A 19,064-nucleotide genomic window follows, 5' to 3' on the forward strand; every position below is an offset into this window, starting at 1 on the left:
AGTCATTAGAACCATCCGTCCTGCATCGACAGGCACACATCATCACGGGCGTGCAGAATTGCCAGCTCGTGATGACAGGCCGGTACTTCCCACGTCAGGAAGTATCGCGCCGCTTGCAACTTGCCTTTGTAGAAATCGACGTCCGCCGGATTGCCCTTGGCTAATCCCTCTTGCGCACGAATGGCCTGTTCGAGCCAGCGCCAACCAATCACCGTATGCCCGAACGCCTTGAGATACAGCGCCGAATTTGCAAGCGTGGCGGTAACCTTGCCTTGGGCAAGATCTGTCAGCAGGTCCAGTGTCACGGCTTGCAGGCGCGCCACCAGTTGCTCCAACGGTTGGCGCAAGGTGACCAGCGATTCGTGTGCCTGAGCCCGCTCGCATGTGTCGGCAATCAGGCGGATCAATTGCTTGAGCCCTGCGCCGCCGTTCTGTGCGAGTTTGCGTCCCAGCAAGTCCAGCGACTGAATACCGTGGGTGCCTTCGTGGATCGGGTTCAAGCGGTTGTCGCGGTAATACTGCTCGACCGGATATTCGCGCGTGTAGCCATGACCGCCGAGAATCTGAATCGCCAGTTCGTTGGCTTTGAGGCAAAACTCAGACGGCCAGGATTTGACGATAGGCGTCAGCAAATCCAGCAGTTCGTGGGCCAGTTTGCGCTGCTCCTCGGTTTCGCCCGTCTGGGTGTCATCGAACAGTCGCGCGGCATAAAGCCCGAGATCGAACGAACCTTCGACGTAAGCCTTCTGGGTCATCAGCATGCGTTTCACATCCGCGTGCTGAATGATCGAAACCGGCGCGCTTTCAGGATTTTTACTGTCAGGCAATCGACCCTGAGGGCGCTCGCGGGCGTATTCCAGCGAATACAGATAGCCCGCGTAGCCGAGCATCACCGCGCCCATACCAACGCCGATTCGTGCCTCGTTCATCATCTGGAACATGTAGCTCAGGCCCTGATGAGCTTTACCAATCAGATAGCCGACGCACTGGCCGTTATCACCGAAGTTCAGGGCAGTGGACGTTGTCCCGCGCCAGCCCATCTTGTGAAACAGCCCGGCCAAAAGCACGTCGTTGCGCCGGCCGAGACTGCCATCTCCGTTGACCAGGAATTTCGGCACGATGAACAGCGAGATGCCCTTCACCCCTGATGGCGCGTCCGGCAGTTTCGCGAGCACCAGATGCACGATGTTTTCCGACAGCGGATGGTCGCCACCCGAGATGAAAATCTTGTTGCCGCGCAGGCGATAACTGCCGTCTTCGGCAGGCTCGGCGCGGGTGCGAATGTCCGACAGGGACGAGCCCGCGTGAGGTTCGGTCAACGCCATTGTGCCGAAGAAGCGCCCCTCGATCATCGGTTGCAGGAAGCGCTGCTTTTGCTCTTCGCTGCCGAAGTTTTCAATCAGGTTCGCTGCACCCATTGTCAGAAAAGGGTATGACGTCGACGCCGCGTTCGCCGATTGAAAATGGGCAAAACACGCCTGCGACAGCAATGTCGGCAACTGCATCCCGCCTGCCTCGAAATCGCGCGCGGCGTTCAGGAAGCCTGCTTCAAGAAACGCGTCCACCGCTGGCTTCACTTCAGGAATCAGCACCGCTTCGCCGTTTTCGTAGCGCGGTTCGTTTTCATCGTTTTTGCGGTTGTGCGGCGCAAAGAACTTTTCGGCAATGGTCCGCGCCGTGGCGATCGCGGCATCGAAGGTTTCCCGGCTGTGCTCCGAAAAACGCTCACGTTGCATCAGCGCTTCGGCATCCAGCACTTCGTAGAGCTCGAAAGCCAGATTGCGGGAACTGAGCAGCGTCTCGGACATGGCGGCATACCTTTCGTTGAAGTGCCGTCGAGTCTAGATGCGCAGGGAAGGGGTTAACAGGATGATTGATTTGGGTGATGGAGGGCTAGAACGCGGATGGTCATCAATCAGCGCGGGAGATGGGTCTGCGGATAATTTGAGGGGATATGCACACACTGTGGGAGGGAGCTTGCTCGCGAAGGCAGCGGATCAGACACCCTTGCAGTGTCTGGTTCACCGTGTTCACTGGCCAGCTCCCTCCCTCAGGGGTATTGCATCGGCACGATCGATTGTTACCCGATCGTCATCAAGCTCGCGTTACCACCGGCAGCAGCGGTGTTCACGCTCAAGGCGCGCTCGATCACCAGACGCTCCAGCGCGATGCTGGTTTCGCCTTTGGACAGGCCGTGGACGCCGATGATAGCGCCGCTGCGTTGTGCCACTTGCTCGCAGATCGCGCGCAGCTGATCGGAGTCGCCGTGGTGCAGCACGGCTTCGATGACGACGTCGTCCTTGCTCCAGTCGCTGACCAGCTTGACGCGCGCCTGAACTTCTTTCGGCAGACGTTTGTGCAGCGGCTTGCTCAGCTCGTTGTCCGGGACGATGGCAGTGCTGCCGACGGCTAGAACCGCGGCCAGTTGCGTCAGCAGGTCGGCTTCGTCGTCGGCCAGGCACAGCACGTGCTCGCGCGGCAGGATGCTGTAGCTGTTGCGCTCGCCGGTCGGGCCAGCCAGCAGACGGCTGATACCGCTCTGCGACTGCTCGGCGAACTGGCTGCACAGTGCGTCCAGTTCAGGTTGCTGATTGCTGGCTGCCCAGGCTTTCAGTGCATTCAGCGGCTTGAGCATGGCTTCACGCAGACGGGTGTCCGGGGCTGTTTCGGCATCGCGAGAGGCGAAGGATTTCTGTACCGCGTCTACCGGGCGAGTCGACAGCAGACGGTACAGGTACAGCGGGCCACCGGCTTTCGGACCAGTGCCCGACAGGCCTTCACCACCGAACGGTTGCACGCCGACGACAGCGCCGACGATGTTGCGGTTGACGTACATGTTGCCGGCGTTGACCGAGTCGATCACCTTGGCGATGGTCTCGTCGATACGGGTGTGAACGCCCAATGTCAGGCCATAGCCGGAAGCGTTGATCTGACCGATCAACTGATCCAGCTCTTTGCGCTTGTAGCGCACCACGTGCAGGACCGGGCCGAAGATCTCGCGCTGCAGTTCGTCGAAGCTTTCCAGCTCGATCAGGGTTGGCATCACGTAAGTGCCGCGCTTGATTTCGTCACTGTCGGCGATGGCGACCTGATACACGCTGCGGCCTCTATCACGCATGGCCTGGATGTGCTTCTCGATACCGGCCTTGGCTTCGGCGTCGATCACCGGGCCGATGTCCACAGACAAGCGCTCAGGGTTACCCAGACGGTTTTCAGCCATTGCGCCCTTGAGCATTTCGATGACGCGGTCGGCGGAATCTTCCTGCAGGCAGAGCACCCGCAGCGCCGAGCAACGTTGACCGGCACTGTCGAACGCCGAGGACACCACGTCGATGACCACTTGTTCGGTCAGCGCGGAGGAGTCGACGATCATCGCGTTCTGGCCGCCGGTTTCGGCGATCAGCGGGATCGGACGGCCCTGTGAGTCGAGGCGGCCGGCGATGTTGCGCTGCAGCAGACGAGCGACTTCGGTGGAGCCGGTGAACATCACGCCCTTGACGCGATCATCACCCACCAGGCGCGCGCCCACGGTTTCACCACGGCCCGGCAATAGTTGCACCACGCCCTCAGGGATACCGGCTTCGAGCAGGATGCGTACGGCTTGAGCGGCGATCAGCGGAGTCTGTTCGGCAGGCTTGGCCAATACCGGGTTGCCGGCAGCGAGTGCCGCGGCGACCTGACCACTGAAGATCGCCAGCGGGAAGTTCCACGGACTGATGCACACCACGGGGCCCAGAGGGCGGTGGGCGTCGTTGCTGAAGTCGTTGCGGGCCTGCACTGCGTAGTAACGCAGGAAGTCCACGGCTTCGCGCACTTCGGCAATGGCGTTGGCGTAGGTCTTGCCGGCTTCACGGGCCAGCAGGCCCATCAACGGCTGGATTTCGGCTTCCATCAGGTCGGCGGCGCGCTCCAGAATCGCAGCCCGCTCGGCAGGCGGCGTTGCCTGCCAGATCGGACCTGCGCTCAGGGCGCTGAGCAGCGCATTGTCGACGTCTTCCAGGCTGGCTTCCTGAACATGGCCGACCACGTCACGCAGATCGGACGGATTGAGCACAGGAGCTTCAGCGCCAGCGCTGGCCGGGCTGCCCAGCATCGGCGTGGCTTTCCAGTCATTGTGCGCGGTGGCCAGCAGCGCGGATGACAGCGAGGCCAGACGATGTTCGTTGGCCATGTCGATACCGGCGGAGTTGGCGCGCTCGCTGCCGTACAGGTCACGCGGCAGCGGAATGCGCGGATGCGGCAGGCCGAAACCGCCTTCCTGCGTCGCCATGCGCTCGATGCTGGAAACCGGGTCGGCGACCAGTTCCTGAATCGAGATCGATTGATCGGCGATGCGGTTGACGAACGAAGTATTGGCGCCGTTCTCCAGCAGGCGTCGTACCAGATACGCCAGCAGTGTTTCGTGAGTGCCGACTGGCGCGTAAACGCGGCACGGTCGGTTCAGCTTGCCATCGGCGACCTTGCCGACAACCTGCTCGTACAGGGGCTCGCCCATGCCATGGAGGCACTGGAATTCGTACTGGCCCGGGTAATAGTTCTGACCGGCAATATGGTAGATCGCCGACAAGGTGTGGGCGTTGTGCGTGGCGAACTGCGGGTAGATGACTTCCGGTACCGACAGCAGTTTGCGAGCGCAGGCGATGTAGGACACGTCGGTGTACACCTTGCGGGTGTAGACCGGGTAGCCTTCCAGGCCTTCGACCTGAGCGCGCTTGATCTCGCTGTCCCAGTAGGCACCTTTCACCAGACGGACCATCAGGCGGTGGCGGCTGCGACGGGCCAGATCGATCACGTAGTCGATCACGTAAGGACAGCGCTTCTGGTAGGCCTGAATCACGAAGCCGATGCCATTCCAGCCAGTCAGCTGCGGCTCGAAGCATAGCCGTTCGAGCAGGTCCAGCGACAGCTCAAGGCGGTCAGCCTCTTCGGCGTCGATATTCAGGCCGATGTCGTATTGCTTGGCCAACAGGGTCAGCGACAACAGGCGCGGGTACAGCTCTTCCATCACGCGCTCATACTGGGCACGGCTGTAGCGCGGGTGCAGCGCCGACAACTTGATGGAGATGCCCGGACCTTCATAAATCCCGCGGCCGTGAGACGCTTTGCCGATGGAGTGAATAGCTTGCTCGTACGACGCCAGGTATTTCTGCGCATCGTGTTCAGTCAGCGCGGCTTCACCCAGCATGTCGTAGGAATAGCGGAAACCTTTGGCTTCGAACTTGCTGGCGTTGGCCAGCGCTTCGCCGATGGTTTCGCCGGTGACGAACTGCTCGCCCATCAGACGCATGGCCATGTCGACGCCCTTGCGGATCATCGGCTCGCCAGACTTGCCAATGATGCGGCTCAGCGACGAGGTCAGCCCGGCTTCGTTGTGGGTGCTGACCAGTTTGCCGGTCAGCAGCAGGCCCCAAGTGGCGGCGTTGACGAACAGTGACGGGCTGTTGCCCAGATGCGGGTGCCAATTGCCGGTGCTGATCTTGTCGCGGATCAGGGCATCGCGAGTGCCTTTGTCCGGGATGCGCAGCAGGGCTTCCGCGAGGCACATCAGCGCCACGCCTTCCTGAGACGAGAGCGAGAATTCTTGCAGCAGACCTTGAACGATCCCGGCACGGCCCCCGGCGCTCTTCTGGTTGCGCAATTTTTCGGCGATGGAAGCGGCCAGCTTGTGGGTCGCGTCGGCCATCGGTGCCGGCAGGCGAGCCTGCTCCAGCAGCATCGGCACGACTTCAGGTTCCGGGCGGCGGTAGGCCGAGGTAATGGCAGCGCGCAGCACCGACTGCGGCAGGATGCTTTCAGCGAATTCGAGGAACGCCTGATGGCCATTGTCCGCCGGCAATTCGCCCTGATCATCGGCATCCTTGGCGCCCGAGCCGTTCAGCTCGCTAAGGGTTGCACCACCCTCGAGTTTTTCCAGGTAATTGAAAATCGCCTGTTTGATCAGCCAGTGCGGGGTCCGGTCAATGGACTGTGCAGCAGCTTTCAATCGCTCGCGGGTCGGGTCGTCGAGTTTGACACCCAGGGTGGTGGTCGCCATGTCTTGTCCTCATGAGAGCCACTGTTTGCGTGGCTATAGTCGTGGCCAAGATTAGCCGCGCTCAGGCTTGGGTGCAACCGGGTGCAACCTGTTTTTTCGGGATATTTCAAAGGCCATTAATTAGCCTGCTGAAACCGCGCAAATGCCGCACAAAGCTGGTGCTTGACTGCTCTGGACTTACGCTAGACGCTCAGAAAAAGGGCAAAAACCCCGGCGGTTACATTTTTTATCGATAAAAGGTGCAACTTATTCTAATTGTCGGGTTGCGCCCCGCTCTTGATCTTGACTAGCATGCCCGCCCTTGGTGCAACCAATTGTTCAGAACTCTGTCACGCCGCCGACTCGCATTTTGCGATCATCTCAGGCACGGGGCGCGCTGCGATCTCTTCAGCCGCATAGGTGCAGACTCGCAGCGCCGCGACCATAAAAACAACGCACGGGCACACACAATGAGCGTCAGCAACCCAACCTTGATCACTTTTGTGATCTACATCGCGGCGATGGTCCTGATCGGACTCATGGCTTACCGCTCCACTAACAACCTCTCGGACTACATTCTCGGTGGGCGCAGCCTGGGCAGCGTCGTCACTGCCCTGTCGGCAGGCGCCTCGGACATGAGCGGCTGGCTGCTCATGGGGTTGCCAGGCGCGATCTACATGTCCGGCCTGTCGGAAAGCTGGATTGCCATCGGCCTGATTGCCGGAGCCTACCTGAACTGGCTGTTCGTGGCCGGTCGTCTGCGCGTCCAGACCGAGCACAACGGCGATGCGCTGACCCTGCCTGACTATTTCTCCAGTCGTTTCGAAGACACCAGCGGCCTGTTGCGGGTGATCTCGGCGATCGTGATTCTGGTGTTCTTCACCATCTACTGCGCCTCGGGCATCGTTGCGGGCGCGCGCCTGTTCGAAAGCACCTTCGGCATGTCTTACGAAACGGCCTTGTGGGCCGGTGCCGCTGCAACCATCGCCTACACCTTCATTGGCGGGTTCCTGGCCGTGAGCTGGACCGACACCGTGCAAGCCACGCTGATGATTTTCGCGCTGATCCTCACGCCGATCATCGTGCTGCTGGCCACCGGCGGGATCGACACCACGTTCCTTGCGATCGAAGCTAAAGATCCGACCAGCTTCGACATGCTCAAGAACACCACTTTCATCGGCGTCATCTCGTTGATGGGCTGGGGTCTTGGCTACTTCGGTCAGCCTCACATTCTTGCGCGCTTCATGGCCGCTGATTCGGTCAAATCGATCGCCAAGGCGCGCCGCATCTCCATGACCTGGATGATCCTGTGCCTGGCCGGCACTGTCGCGGTGGGCTTCTTCGGCATCGCCTACTTCTCGGCACATCCTGACGTTGCCGGTCCCGTGACCGAAAACCATGAACGCGTGTTCATCGAGCTGGCGAAGATCCTGTTCAACCCTTGGGTCGCAGGCGTGTTGCTGTCGGCGATTCTTGCGGCGGTCATGAGCACCCTGAGCTGCCAGTTGCTGGTGTGCTCCAGTGCGCTGACCGAGGACTTCTACAAGGCATTCCTGCGCAAATCCGCTTCGCAGCGTGAGTTGGTGTGGGTAGGTCGCGCGATGGTATTGCTGGTGGCGCTGATCGCCATCGCTCTGGCTGCCAATCCTGAAAACCGTGTATTGGGTCTGGTGAGCTACGCCTGGGCCGGTTTTGGTGCTGCATTCGGCCCTGTCGTGCTGATTTCCGTGGTCTGGAAAGGCATGACCCGCAATGGCGCACTGGCGGGCATTCTGGTTGGCGCCGTGACTGTGGTGGTCTGGAAGCATTTCGAACTGCTGGGGCTGTACGAAATCATCCCGGGCTTCATCTTCGCCAGCATCGCCATCGTTCTGTTCAGCCTTACGGGCAAGGGCCCGACGCCAGGCATGCAGGCGCGTTTCGAGGCTGCCGAGAAAGAATACAAAGCGGCTTGAGAATCTCGCCGGTATAAAAGAAGCCCGCGTCTCGCAAGAGACGTGGGTTTTCTTTTATGAGCGATGCAGCCGGTCAGCCCTTGTTGTGGTCGATATCCAGATTGAAGAACATCGTCTTGCCACCTTCGCTGGTGTAACCGGTGTTGTCCTGGGTGTAGACGCCCGCCTTGAAGTACAGCTGCTGCCTGCTCCAGGTGGCACTGATGCGGTCGTTCCACACCATGTTGTGCGCCTTGACGCTGAGCAGGCCGGCTTTGTTCAGGTGGATCTGGTAGTTGAAGGTTTCGTTGAGGTGAATGCCTTCGGCGATTGTGAATATCCGGGCTTTCTTGTCGTCAGGATGGAAGCGGACCTTGGCGACGATGATGCCGTCCTTGGTAGCGTCCTTGTACTGATACTCGACTTTTAGCAGGGGTTGAGTGCTTTCGTAGACGTGGATCTGGCCGATAACCACTCGCCCGGAAGACGGAACCTGGAGAACTTTGAGCTTGGCGCTCAGAAAATTGTCGGCGTCCGGGTAGTACCAGTTATGCAATGTGCCGTCTGACCAGGTCTCACGAAGTTCGGTGCGAGGATAGATCGCGTTGGCGGTCTTGCTACCGGTAACGGGTGCCCAGAACGTGATGTTCGATGACCCGGAACTGAAATATTTTCCGTCGTATCCCTGAAGCAATTGTTTTGTTTCGATGGTGGTGGGGGGCGAGCCCACTGGAATGCTCAGATTCCAGGATCCCAAATCAATCATTGTGTCTTTCGTCCGATATGTCTCATTGCCAGCAAACGCGTCTGGCGCAAGGGTTTGAGGGGGGCTCCTTATACGTTTCGGATTGCCGTTTGTTAACGCAAATCCGTCGAACGGCTGACGTCAAAGTGCCGCCATTTTCGGCCCGCAGCAGCAGGTGACAGTGCTGCAGAGAGCCTACCGTTAGTCGGTTTGAACAGTCTTTTTATATGGCATAACGATGGCCCGACTGCTTTTTTTTTCATTCGGGTCTAGAGTAAATTCCATTCGGATCATGGGCGGAGCCCCTTCACCAGGCAGTAAAAGTGAATGAGTAGCAGCATGGAATGCGTGCAGTCCCAGCCACCTGATGGCAAGTCGGTTTTATTGGTCGTCGATGACTATCCGGAAAATCTGGTAACGATGCGTGCCGTCCTGCAGCGACAGGACTGGGAAATCGTCACGGCCAGTTCAGGCATGGAAGCATTGGGCCTGCTGCTGGATGTCGACGTCGATCTCGTCCTGCTCGATGTGCAGATGCCCGAAATGGACGGTTTTGAAGTCGCGCGTCTGATGCGCGGCAGCCAGCGAACCCGTTTGACCCCGATCATCTTCCTGACCGCCAACGAACAGTCCCGTGACGCCGTGCACAAGGGGTATGCCAGCGGCGCCGTGGATTACCTGTTCAAACCGTTCGACCCCAACATTCTCAAGCCCAAGGTCCAGGCGTTGCTTGAGCACCAGCACAATCGCCGCGCCCTGCAGAAACTCAGTCGAGAGCTGGAATCGGCGCGCGCCTTCAATGCGTCGGTGCTGGCCAACGTTGCCGAAGGCATCCTGGTGGTCAAGGAGGATGGCGTCATCAGTTTCGCCAATCCCGCGATCTGTCGACTGCTGGGCATGACCGACGGCGAACTGCGCGGCACTGCCTTGCGCTGTTACCTGCAGGAGCCGTGCATTGAGGATTGGACCGATTCGGGCTTTTACCATCACTACCGTCGTGCTGACACCTACCGGGTGCATGACGCGATCATGCGCACGCCAGAAGGGCGTCAGGTGCCTGTGGCGCTGTCATGCGCGCCGCTGCCTGACGAGCAGAAGGCGATGGTGCTGAGCGTGCTCGACATGTCAGTGGTGCGCGACCTGTATCGCCAACTCGAACAGCAAGCGGTGACCGACTCCCTGACCGGGCTGCTCAATCGCCGGGGTTTCTACCAGACTGTCGAAGGCATGTTGCTGCGCAATGAGCACGCCGGGAAATACCTGGTGGTGTTGTATCTGGACCTGGACGGCTTCAAGCACGTCAACGACTCGCTCGGTCATGACGCGGGTGATCAGGTGCTGGTCTGGGTCGCCGAGCAGTTGAAGGAATGCCTGCGTCCCTACGATGTGCTGGCGCGCATGGGCGGCGACGAATTCGTCGTGGTGATCGACGGCCTGGATTTCCCCGAGCACGCGGCCAAAGTCGCGGAAAAACTCATTGAGCGGGTCTCTGCCCGACGCCATATCGACGGCATCGAAGCGACCCTCGGCGCCAGTATCGGGATCGCTGTCTATCCCGACTGCGGCACCAATCTGGATGGCCTCTTGCGCGCGGCAGATATCGCCATGTATGAGGCCAAGCGGGCGGGGCGTCAGCAATACCGGTTCTATGACCAGTACATGAACGGCCGCGCACGTTCGCGTCTGATGCTTGAAGAAAGCGTTCGTACGGCCATCGAAGGTAAGGATTTTTCTATCGTCTATCAGCCTCAGATTTACGTCGCCACAGGCCGTACCCGGGGTTTTGAAGCCTTGCTGCGCTGGAATCATCCAGATGCCGGTGATGTGCCATCCAGCCTGTTCATCCCATTGCTGGAGGAGACGCGGCTGATCAACAAGCTCGGCGGCTGGATCTTCGAGCAGGGTGCTGCTCAGCGACACCGTTGGGCGGGCGTGTTCCCCGACGATATGGTGATGAGCGTCAGCGTCAGCCCGGCGCAGTTCAGCATGCCTAACCTGGCCGCAGAGCTGCAGCGCGCCATTCATATTCATGGCTTGCATCCACGGCAGTTGGAAGTCGAAATCACCGAACCGTCACTGGTGCATAACCTGGTGCACAGCCGCAAGCAGCTGCAAAGCCTGCATGACATCGGCGTGCGGGTGTCGCTGGATGACTTCGGCGCGGGAGACAGCTCGCTGGCGCACCTGCGCAATCTGGATCTGGACACCCTTAAGATCGACCGACATTTCATTGGCGGCATGATGAGTTCGCCTCGGGATCTGGCGGTGGCGCGCAGCATTATCGATCTGTGCCGCACACTGGATATCGAGGTGATCGCAGAAGGGGTGGAAACCCTGGAACAATACCAATGGCTGGTCGCCAACGGTTGCCAGATCATTCAGGGATTCCTGCTCGCGCATCCACTGGCTCCGGACGAAGCCTTGCGTTTTGTCGAGCCTATCGCCCTGCCGACCGCCCATCCGCTGCTCAATCAGGATTGACGCGGTAGACTGACGCTTTTTCGGCCATTCGATCTGAACATGATTTCCATCGCAGCTGCTCCGCTCAAATACCTGCAGGCCTATCCGGCTTCGTTGCAGGATCAGGTTCGGCAACTGATCGCCCAGGGCAAGCTGGGCGACTACTTGGAGCAGCGCTACCCGGGCCGGCACGACGTGCAGAGCGACAAGGCGCTGTACGCCTACGCGCTGGCCCTCAAGCAGGAGCATCTGCGCAACGCCCCCAGCATCGACAAGGTGCTGTTCGACAATCGCCTCGATCTCACACACCGCGCGCTGGGGCTGCACACTACGGTCTCCCGGGTCCAGGGCGGCAAGCTCAAGGCCAAGAAGGAAATCCGCGTAGCGTCTCTTTTCAAGGACGCCGCGCCGCAATTTCTGAAGATGATCGTGGTGCACGAGTTGGCGCATTTCAAAGAGACCGACCACAACAAAGCGTTCTACAAGCTGTGCGAACACATGCAGCCCGGCTATCACCAGTTGGAGTTCGATCTGCGGGTGTATCTGACGTGGCGGGATATGCAGCAGGGCTAGCGATCACATTTCATTCGACAAGGACCTGACGATGGACGTCAGCAAGACCAAGAGCAGCTTCTACCGTCGCCTTTACGTGGCTTATCTGATCGACAGTGAAATCGCCAGCAGCGTGCCGGCGTTGACCGAAGTGACCGGCATGCCGCGCCGCACCGCGCAGGACACCATTGCTGCGTTGGCCGATCTGGATATTGTCTGCGAGTTCGAGCAACTGGATGGCGCACGCAATCACGCCGGCGGCTACAGGATTCGCGATTGGGGCGCCATCGACAGGCAGTGGATCGAGCGAAATCTGGCTCGGATCAAAAGGGTTTTGGAGTATCCGTGATAGAGGGGCTGGAGGCTCAATCCAGATCCCGGCGCATCCCCAGGTGCGGGATGCCGTCCTCGACGTAAACATCGCCCACCGGATTGAAGCCATAACGGCTGTAATAGCCCTGCAGATGGGCCTGTGCCGACAGATAGATCGGCTGGTCCGGCCAGTTGCGCTCGGCATGCTCCAGCGCCTGCACCATGAGTTCATGGCCCATGCCTTTGTTGCGCATGGATGGAGCAGTCACGACGCGGCCTATGGTCACATCACCGTCTTGCTGGATCGGGTCAAGAAGGCGCAGATACGCCACCAGTTCGTCGTTCTGCCAGGCCATCAAATGTCGGGTGTCGCCCAGCAAATCCAGGCCATCGACGTCGAGATACCAGCACTTCTGCTCGACCACGAACACCTGCGCGCGCAGTTGCAGAATGGCGTACAACTGTTCCTTGCTCAGGGCGGTATGGTGTTTGCAGATCCAGTTGATAGACATAACGCCGGCTCACGAAAGGAAATCAATGCCGGATACTAAACTCATTACCTGTATTGCCCAAAGCCACAGCGTCATCGGATTTGTGATGTTTGGCGCAGGATTGGTCTATTTTCTTGAACTACGGCACAAACATCGCCTTCTTATCAGTTGTGAAAACTGCGGAACAGGTCTTCACTGGAGGCCAGTTGCCATCGTTCTTTGCGTCCCCTTTGCACAGGACAGCGCTGATCGTTGCAAGTCGCTCATTCTCGAGCCGTCATTACGGCCCGTCGTATGCTCGAACCAGGGATGTCATCGTGTCGCGTCGCCGACGCTGAACAATAACGGGCTGTTTGTTCGCCTAAGGATCTTGAGCATGTCGCGTTTGCTTCGAGCCATGGTTCTGCTTGGAATGCTGCTGAGCGCGCACGATGCGTGGGCGCAGAAGCTGCGTCTGGCGGGCGATGCATGGGCTCCATATGCAGACGTCTCGCTGCTCAATGGTGGGCTTTCCATCGATTTGATTCGCACAGCCCTCGGCCGCGCCGGTTACACCACTGAATACGAGCAGGTGCCATGGGCCCGGGCAATCCACGGCGTGGGCGAGGGGCGCTACGACATCCTGATCAACGCCTGGTACAGCGAAGATCGCACGCGCATCGGTCAGTTCTCCGGAGAGTACCTGATCAACCGTCTGCGGTTTCTCAAACGCAAGTCCTCGACCATCGACTATCAGAATCTGCCGCAACTGCACCCGTATTCGATTGCAGTCGTGCGTAGCTACGCCTACTCCCCGGAGTTCGACGCGGACACGGAATTGAAAAAAGTGCTGGTGGCAAGCTTCTCCACGGCAGCGCGCATGCTTGCCGCGGGCAGGGTTGAGTTGACTGTCGAGGACGAATACGCCGCGCGTTTTGCCCTCAGCCGGGAGTCGGACGAAGTGCGTGAGAATGTCGAGTTCCTGCCCAAGTCACTGAGCGAGAATAGCCTGCATATCCTCGTCAGCCTGAAGAATCCTGATCACGCCAGAATCGTTGCAGACTTCGACAAGGCCATTGCTGCCATGAAGGCCGATGGCACCTACGAGCAGCTGTTCAAGCTGCACGGTCTGTAACGTCGGATTCTTTTTTCGGCGCCTTGATCAAGTGCGCGGCGAGCGTTCTCAATGGGCCGAGCTGACGGCAGATCAGCGCCAGTTGGGTTTGTACCAGACGCTGGCCTTCGTCAATCTCCTCCGGCATCTGTTCCAGATCGGCCGCCAGCGCTTCCTCGGCATCACTCTGTACCGCAACCGGCTCGCGCATTGCGAGGCTTTGGGCGATTTCATCGATACTCGCCGCGAGATTGGCCCCTGCGCCTTCGATCAACTGCTCGCGTACCTCGTCAGGCAGCTGGGTTTCCCGGTGGGCGCCCAGGCCGGAGAGGTAGCTGAGCAGCGTGTGCGACAGCACCAGAAAGCGAAAGCCCACATCGGCCTCTTTGCGAAAGTGCCCTGGCTCCATGAGCATGTTGGCCAGCGTGGTCGACAGCGCCGCATCGGCGTTGTGAGCGTTGCGTCGGGCCAGGCGATAAGCCAGGTCGTCGCTCTTGCCCTTGGCGTATTGCTGCATGATCTGGCGCAGGTAAATGCTGTTGCACGATAGGGTATTGGCCAGCACCTTGTTCAGGCGACGGCCCTGCCAGTCCGGCAGGAACAGGAACACCGCAAGCCCGGCGATCAGACTGCCGATCAGGGTGTCCATCAGACGCGGCAAGAACAGCCCGTAACCGTTGCCGACCTGATTGAAGCAGAACAGGATCATCACCGTGATCGCCGCTGTCGACAGCGTGTAGCGCGTGGTGCGGTTGACGAAGAACACCACCCCAGCCAGAACCGCGCACATCGATTGCAGAACGGGCGTGGTGATCAGATCGAACAGAATCCAGCCTGCCGTGAGGCCAATGGCCGTGCCGATGATCCGCTGACCGAGCTTGCGCCGGGTTGCGCCATAACTCGGCTGACAGACGAAAACCGTGGTCAGGATGATCCAGTAGCCTTGCGACGGGTGAATCAGGTGCAGCGTGATGTAGCCGATGACCAGCGCCAGCGGCAGGCGCAGAGCGTGGCGGAACAGCAGTGAGGTAGGCGTCAGTTGCAGGCGCAAGCGTGTCCAGACGTCCTTGAAGTTGCGTGGCGAGCGATCCAGCAGGCTGCTGTCGGTGGCATCCGCCAGCGCGTCAGGGTTGCTCGCATCGCTCAGCAGGCGGTCCAGCGTCGCCAGGTTGTTCGCCAGTGCGCGCAGCGAGCGCAGCAGGCCGCGCCAGGCCGGATTGCTCTGAATGCGCAGGTGCTCCAGGGATGCGCGCAAGTCTTCCAGCGCATGGGCGAAGCTGTCGTCGTAGATGAACGGCTGGCGCAGTTGGATCGACACTGACAAATCCCGACAGGCATTGCCCTGCTGGCGCAGCAGGCGCTGGCAGCGGAACAACACGTCACTGTGAAAAAACGCCTCTGCCAGCGAGTTGTACGGGTAGTGGGAGGAACTGGCCCGTTCGTGAATGTCCTGGGCGAGGAAGTACAGCTTCAGGTAGCGACTGACCTTCGAGCCTGGACGACCACTGCCAACACGGTTGAGGATGATTTCCTTGGTCACATTGAGCGCTGCGACGACTTTGCCGTTTTGCTTGGCGAGTTCCAGACGACGGGCTTCGACGTCCAGCGTGCGGATCGGCTCGAACAGCTCGGATTTCAGCTTCAGGTACAGGCCCAGCTCGCGGAACAGTCGCGCCAGTGCCTGTTGCACTGGCTGGTTGGAAAATAGCATCTGCCACACTACCGACAGCAGGCCGTACCACGCTGCGCCCGCCACCAGCAGCATCGGCTCGTGCCAGAAGTCTGTCACTTCGCCGCCGCGCTGGTCCACGCCGATCATGGTGTAGACCGAGAGAATCAGCGTTGCGTAGGCAATGGCGCCGTAGCGCTCGCCCAAAGCGCCGAGCATGGTCAGGCAGAACGCCGCCAATGCAAAAGCGCAGATGAACACAACGGGGTAGGGAAAGAGCAGCTCAACCGACAGCGCTGCAATGCTGAAACACACCAGTGTCACAGCCAGGGCGTTGAGGCGGCCTTGCCAGCTGTCGTCGGTTTCGGACAGGGCGCTGGCGATAATCCCGAGGAACAGCGGGATCACCAGCGACATCTCGTTTTGATACCAGCACAGCGCCATGCTGCCGGTCAGCGCGATGAATACCCGCACACTGTAGGAAAACTTGTCCAGCGCCCACAGGCGGCGGAAGGTATTACGCAACGATTTCGATGCCATGAACGCTGACGGCCTTGTTCGCGATTGATTCTGCAGAAGGATATGTACAGCGCCCGATGCACGCTGTACATCCGCGAAGCAAAATTTATTCCGCGAAGACCGCGTCAATCTGTCGCCGGATGTGTGCTGGACTAACCGGCCCCATCGCGACCCTCGTGCCTCGGGTTGCTTCAACAGAAATCGCGAGTTGCCGGGGATGCATCGCCAACACATAACCTGTGGGAGCTGCCGGAGGTTACGACGGTGGCGAATGCGGTGGTTCGGCTGCCGGAGATTTATTGAATACACCAGCCCCATCGCGACGCTTGTGCCTCGGGTTGCTCCTACAGAGACAGCGTATTTGTCAGCGGCGCAGACTCGGTTGCGAAACGCTTCAGACGTACTGCGCCGCCGCGTACGCCGAGGCCCAGGCCCACTGGAAGTTGAAGCCACCCAAATGCCCGCTGACATCCAGCACTTCGCCGATGAAGTACAGCTTCGGCGACTTCAGCGACTCCATCGTCTTGGACGACACTTCTCGCGTATCGATTCCACCCAACGTCACCTCGGCTGTGCGATAGCCTTCGGTGCCCGCTGGAACCACCTGCCAGCTCGCCAGTTTTTCGGCGATCTCGGCCAGCTCGGCGTGGGTGTACTGCTTCATCGGTTTGGAGACGAACCATTGCTCGGCGATCAGGGTGGCCATCTTCTTGGTGAAGATTTCGCCAAGCAGGGTCTTCAGTTCGCTATTGGGGCGTTCGGCCTGTTGCTCGGTCAGCCAGCTGTGGGCGTCGTGATCGGGCATCAGGTTGATTTCGACTGCGTCACCCGGATTCCAGAACGAGGAAATCTGCAGGATCGCCGGGCCGCTCAGGCCCCGGTGGGTGAACAGGATGTTCTCGCGAAAGCTGGTGTCGTTGCAGCTCACCAGGCAGTCCACCGAGGTGCCGGTCAGCTCGGTGCAGAGTTCTTTCAACTGATCGGTGATGGTGAACGGCACCAGGCCTGCGCGGGTGGGCAACAGGGTATGACCGAACTGCTTGCCGACCTGATAACCGAAACCGGTGGCACCGAGGGTTGGAATCGACAGGCCGCCGGTGGCGATCACCAGTGATTCGCAGCTGATATTGCCCAGAGTGGTCTGCAGCAGATAGCCGCTTTCGGTCTTCTCGATGGTCTGCACCGAGGTGTCCATGTGCAGACTCACGCCTGCGTCATCGCATTCGCTGAGCAGCATGCCGAGGATGTCGCTGGACTTGTTGTCGCAGAACAGCTGGCCGAGCTTTTTCTCGTGGTAAGGCACGCCGTGTTTGCCCACCAGCGCGATGAAATCCCACTGGGTGTAGCGGGCCAGCGCCGATTTGCAGAAGTGTGGGTTCTGCGAGAGGAAGTTGGCGGGCTCGGTGTACATGTTGGTGAAGTTGCAGCGCCCGCCACCCGACATGAGGATTTTCTTGCCCGGCTTGTTCGCATGGTCGATCAGCATCACCCTGCGGCCACGATGGGCGGCGGTGAATGCACACATCAAACCGGCGGCGCCGGCGCCGATGATCACAACGTCAGTAACGGGCAAAGCGGTGTCCTCGGGGTGTCTGTGGTGTGTCAGAAGGCCTGATCGTTCCCACGCTCGTGGTAACGCATATTGCGACGCTCCGCGTCGCAGGGACGCGGAGTCCCGCACGGCATTCCCACGCGGAGCATGGGAATGATCAACGGATAGCGGGTGCTTACAAAATCCGGACCCGCAACGACTTGCCCTTGATCTTGCCATTGTTCAGGCGCTCCAGCGCCTGTTTGGCGATGCTGCGTTCCACGGCCACGTAGGCCTGGAAGTCGAAGATCGCAATCTTGCCGACCTGAGTGCCAGGAACCCCGGCTTCGCCAGTCAGCGCGCCGAGAATGTCGCCAGGGCGCAGTTTGTCCTTGCGGCCAGAACCGATGCACAGGGTTGTCATCGGAGGCAGCAGCTTGCCGCCTTCCTTGCGCGTCAGCTGGTCGTACTGCTGCCAGTTCAGCGGCGCTTTCTGCAATTCTTCGACAGCGCGGGCACGCTGGCTTTCACCTGGCGCGACGAGACTAACCGCGATGCCGGTCTCGCCCGCACGACCGGTACGGCCGACACGGTGAATGTGGATTTCCGAATCGCGCGCCAGCTCGACGTTGATCACCATGTCGAGCGCGTCGATATCCAGACCGCGTGCGGCCACGTCGGTCGCGACCAGCACCGAGGTGCTGCGGTTGGCGAACATCGCCAGCACCTGATCGCGGTCACGCTGTTCCAGATCGCCATGCAGGCCGACAGCCGACATGCCTTTGGCGGTCAGGTGATCGACCACTTCCTGAACCTGCTGCTTGGTGAAGCAAAACGCCACACAGGACTGCGGACGGAAATGGTCGAGGACTTTCACCACGGCTTCGAGACGCTGCTCGGGTGAGATTTCGTAGAAGATCTGCTCGATCTGGCTGTCGGCGTGCAACGCTTCGACCTTCACGGTCTGCGGGTCGCGCATGAATTTGGAGGCCAGTTGCTTGATGCCGACCGGATAGGTGGCCGAGAACAGCAGGGTCTGGCGACGCTCGGGAGTCTGCTCGATGATGTCGGCGATGGCGTCGTAGAAACCCATGTCGAGCATGCGGTCGGCTTCGTCGAGGATCAGGGTGTTCAGGCCGTCCAGCACCAGGGAGCCCTTGCGCAAGTGCTGCTGGATGCGCCCCGGGGTGCCGACGATGATGTGCGCGCCGTGCTCCAGCGAGCCGATCTGTGGGCCGAAGGACACGCCGCCGCACAGGGTCAGCACCTTGATGTTGTCTTCGGCGCGGGCCAGGCGACGAATTTCCTTGGCGACCTGGTCGGCCAACTCACGGGTCGGGCACAGCACCAGAGCCTGACAGCCGAAGTAGCGCGGATTGACCGGGTTGAGCAGGCCGATACCAAAAGCGGCGGTCTTGCCGGAGCCGGTCTTGGCCTGGGCGATCAGGTCCATGCCCTTGAGAATCACCGGCAGGCTCTGCGCCTGAATCGGCGTCATCTCGGCATAACCAAGGGACTCCAGGTTAGCCAGCATGGCGGCGGAAAGGGGCAGTGAGTTGAACGCGGTGTTAGTCACAAGGGTGGCCTGCAAAACAAAATGTCGCGCAGTGTATCAGGTCGCAGGCCCTGCCTTGGGGCTGCGGGCGATAAATGGTGTGGGTATCTGGACACGGACGCGGTCTGTGGATCCGCCGCTTTCGTTGTGGGAAAGAGCTTGCTCGCGAAAGCGGAGTGTCAGTCACCTG

The 19,064-nt window shown here is 60.0% G+C and carries 12 protein-coding genes; 5 read left to right on the forward strand and 7 right to left on the reverse strand.

The window, feature by feature from the left end; genetic code table 11:
* Window positions 1–5 precede the first annotated feature (5 nt).
* Together BWR59_RS00990 and putA are read right to left on the reverse strand one after the other, a co-directional pair.
* Complete coding sequence (locus BWR59_RS00990; protein ID WP_081563783.1) at window positions 6–1,808, reverse strand: acyl-CoA dehydrogenase; 1,803 nt, start codon at window positions 1,806–1,808, stop codon at window positions 6–8.
* Window positions 1,809–2,080: 272 nt separating this feature from the next.
* On the reverse strand, window positions 2,081–6,034 hold the full coding sequence (putA, locus tag BWR59_RS00995) for a trifunctional transcriptional regulator/proline dehydrogenase/L-glutamate gamma-semialdehyde dehydrogenase (RefSeq protein WP_081563784.1): 3,954 nt from the start codon (window positions 6,032–6,034) through the stop codon (window positions 2,081–2,083).
* Window positions 6,035–6,483: 449 nt separating this feature from the next.
* Between putA and putP the strand changes: the two genes are divergently transcribed.
* Complete coding sequence (gene putP, locus BWR59_RS01000) at window positions 6,484–7,968, forward strand: sodium/proline symporter PutP (protein ID WP_081563785.1); 1,485 nt, start codon at window positions 6,484–6,486, stop codon at window positions 7,966–7,968.
* 73 nt (window positions 7,969–8,041) lie between these two features.
* Here the strand turns inward: putP and BWR59_RS01005 are convergent, their stop codons facing one another.
* On the reverse strand, window positions 8,042–8,713 hold the full coding sequence (locus BWR59_RS01005) for a polysaccharide lyase family 7 protein (protein WP_081563786.1): 672 nt from the start codon (window positions 8,711–8,713) through the stop codon (window positions 8,042–8,044).
* 318 nt (window positions 8,714–9,031) lie between these two features.
* Here BWR59_RS01005 and BWR59_RS01010 point away from each other — a divergent pair, with 318 nt between their 5' ends.
* Genes BWR59_RS01010 through BWR59_RS01020 form a run of 3 tightly spaced genes read left to right on the forward strand, consistent with a single transcriptional unit; the run spans window position 9,032 to window position 12,053 of the window.
* Window positions 9,032–11,173, forward strand: coding sequence for an EAL domain-containing protein (locus tag BWR59_RS01010; RefSeq protein ID WP_081563787.1), 2,142 nt, complete (start codon window positions 9,032–9,034; stop codon window positions 11,171–11,173).
* Window positions 11,174–11,212: 39 nt separating this feature from the next.
* A complete protein-coding gene (locus BWR59_RS01015; RefSeq protein WP_081563788.1) occupies window positions 11,213–11,725 on the forward strand; it encodes a M48 family metallopeptidase in 513 nt (170 codons plus the stop codon).
* Window positions 11,726–11,756: 31 nt separating this feature from the next.
* Window positions 11,757–12,053: a winged helix-turn-helix domain-containing protein gene (locus BWR59_RS01020; RefSeq protein WP_081563789.1), complete on the forward strand. Its 297-nt coding sequence runs from the start codon at window positions 11,757–11,759 to the stop codon at window positions 12,051–12,053.
* Between the two features lie 16 nt (window positions 12,054–12,069).
* Here the strand turns inward: BWR59_RS01020 and BWR59_RS01025 are convergent, their stop codons facing one another.
* Window positions 12,070–12,528 carry a GNAT family N-acetyltransferase gene (locus BWR59_RS01025; RefSeq protein WP_081563790.1) on the reverse strand — a complete coding sequence of 153 codons (459 nt, stop codon included), beginning with the start codon at window positions 12,526–12,528 and terminating at the stop codon, window positions 12,070–12,072.
* A 355-nt stretch (window positions 12,529–12,883) separates the two neighbouring features.
* On the opposite strand from BWR59_RS01025, the gene BWR59_RS01030 reads away from it, so the two are divergent.
* Window positions 12,884–13,621: a transporter substrate-binding domain-containing protein gene (locus tag BWR59_RS01030; protein WP_081563791.1), complete on the forward strand. Its 738-nt coding sequence runs from the start codon at window positions 12,884–12,886 to the stop codon at window positions 13,619–13,621.
* Here the strand turns inward: BWR59_RS01030 and yccS are convergent.
* The 3 genes from yccS to dbpA form a co-directional block, all read right to left on the reverse strand.
* Complete coding sequence (yccS, locus tag BWR59_RS01035; protein WP_081563792.1) at window positions 13,602–15,809, reverse strand: YccS family putative transporter; 2,208 nt, start codon at window positions 15,807–15,809, stop codon at window positions 13,602–13,604. The two genes, BWR59_RS01030 and yccS, sit on opposite strands and share 20 nt — an antisense overlap.
* 373 nt (window positions 15,810–16,182) lie before the next feature.
* Entirely contained in the window at window positions 16,183–17,361 is a 1,179-nt protein-coding gene (locus tag BWR59_RS01040; RefSeq protein WP_081563793.1) for an NAD(P)/FAD-dependent oxidoreductase, read from the reverse strand.
* Window positions 17,362–17,515: 154 nt separating this feature from the next.
* Entirely contained in the window at window positions 17,516–18,895 is a 1,380-nt protein-coding gene (gene dbpA, locus BWR59_RS01045) for an ATP-dependent RNA helicase DbpA (protein ID WP_081563794.1), read from the reverse strand.
* Window positions 18,896–19,064: the final 169 nt, after the last annotated feature.

The organism is Pseudomonas sp. Bc-h, from assembly GCF_002080045.1.
In the GTDB taxonomy this organism is placed as follows: Bacteria; Pseudomonadota; Gammaproteobacteria; order Pseudomonadales; family Pseudomonadaceae; genus Aquipseudomonas.

Coding starts and splice junctions, on each gene's coding strand:
- BWR59_RS00990 (WP_081563783.1), bottom strand. CDS start 1,808: ATGTCCGAGACGCTGCTCAGTTCCCGCAATCTGGCTTTCGAGCTCTAC.
- putA (WP_081563784.1), bottom strand. CDS start 6,034: ATGGCGACCACCACCCTGGGTGTCAAACTCGACGACCCGACCCGCGAG.
- putP (WP_081563785.1), top strand. CDS start 6,484: ATGAGCGTCAGCAACCCAACCTTGATCACTTTTGTGATCTACATCGCG.
- BWR59_RS01005 (WP_081563786.1), bottom strand. CDS start 8,713: ATGATTGATTTGGGATCCTGGAATCTGAGCATTCCAGTGGGCTCGCCC.
- BWR59_RS01010 (WP_081563787.1), top strand. CDS start 9,032: ATGGAATGCGTGCAGTCCCAGCCACCTGATGGCAAGTCGGTTTTATTG.
- BWR59_RS01015 (WP_081563788.1), top strand. CDS start 11,213: ATGATTTCCATCGCAGCTGCTCCGCTCAAATACCTGCAGGCCTATCCG.
- BWR59_RS01020 (WP_081563789.1), top strand. CDS start 11,757: ATGGACGTCAGCAAGACCAAGAGCAGCTTCTACCGTCGCCTTTACGTG.
- BWR59_RS01025 (WP_081563790.1), bottom strand. CDS start 12,528: ATGTCTATCAACTGGATCTGCAAACACCATACCGCCCTGAGCAAGGAA.
- BWR59_RS01030 (WP_081563791.1), top strand. CDS start 12,884: ATGTCGCGTTTGCTTCGAGCCATGGTTCTGCTTGGAATGCTGCTGAGC.
- yccS (WP_081563792.1), bottom strand. CDS start 15,809: ATGGCATCGAAATCGTTGCGTAATACCTTCCGCCGCCTGTGGGCGCTG.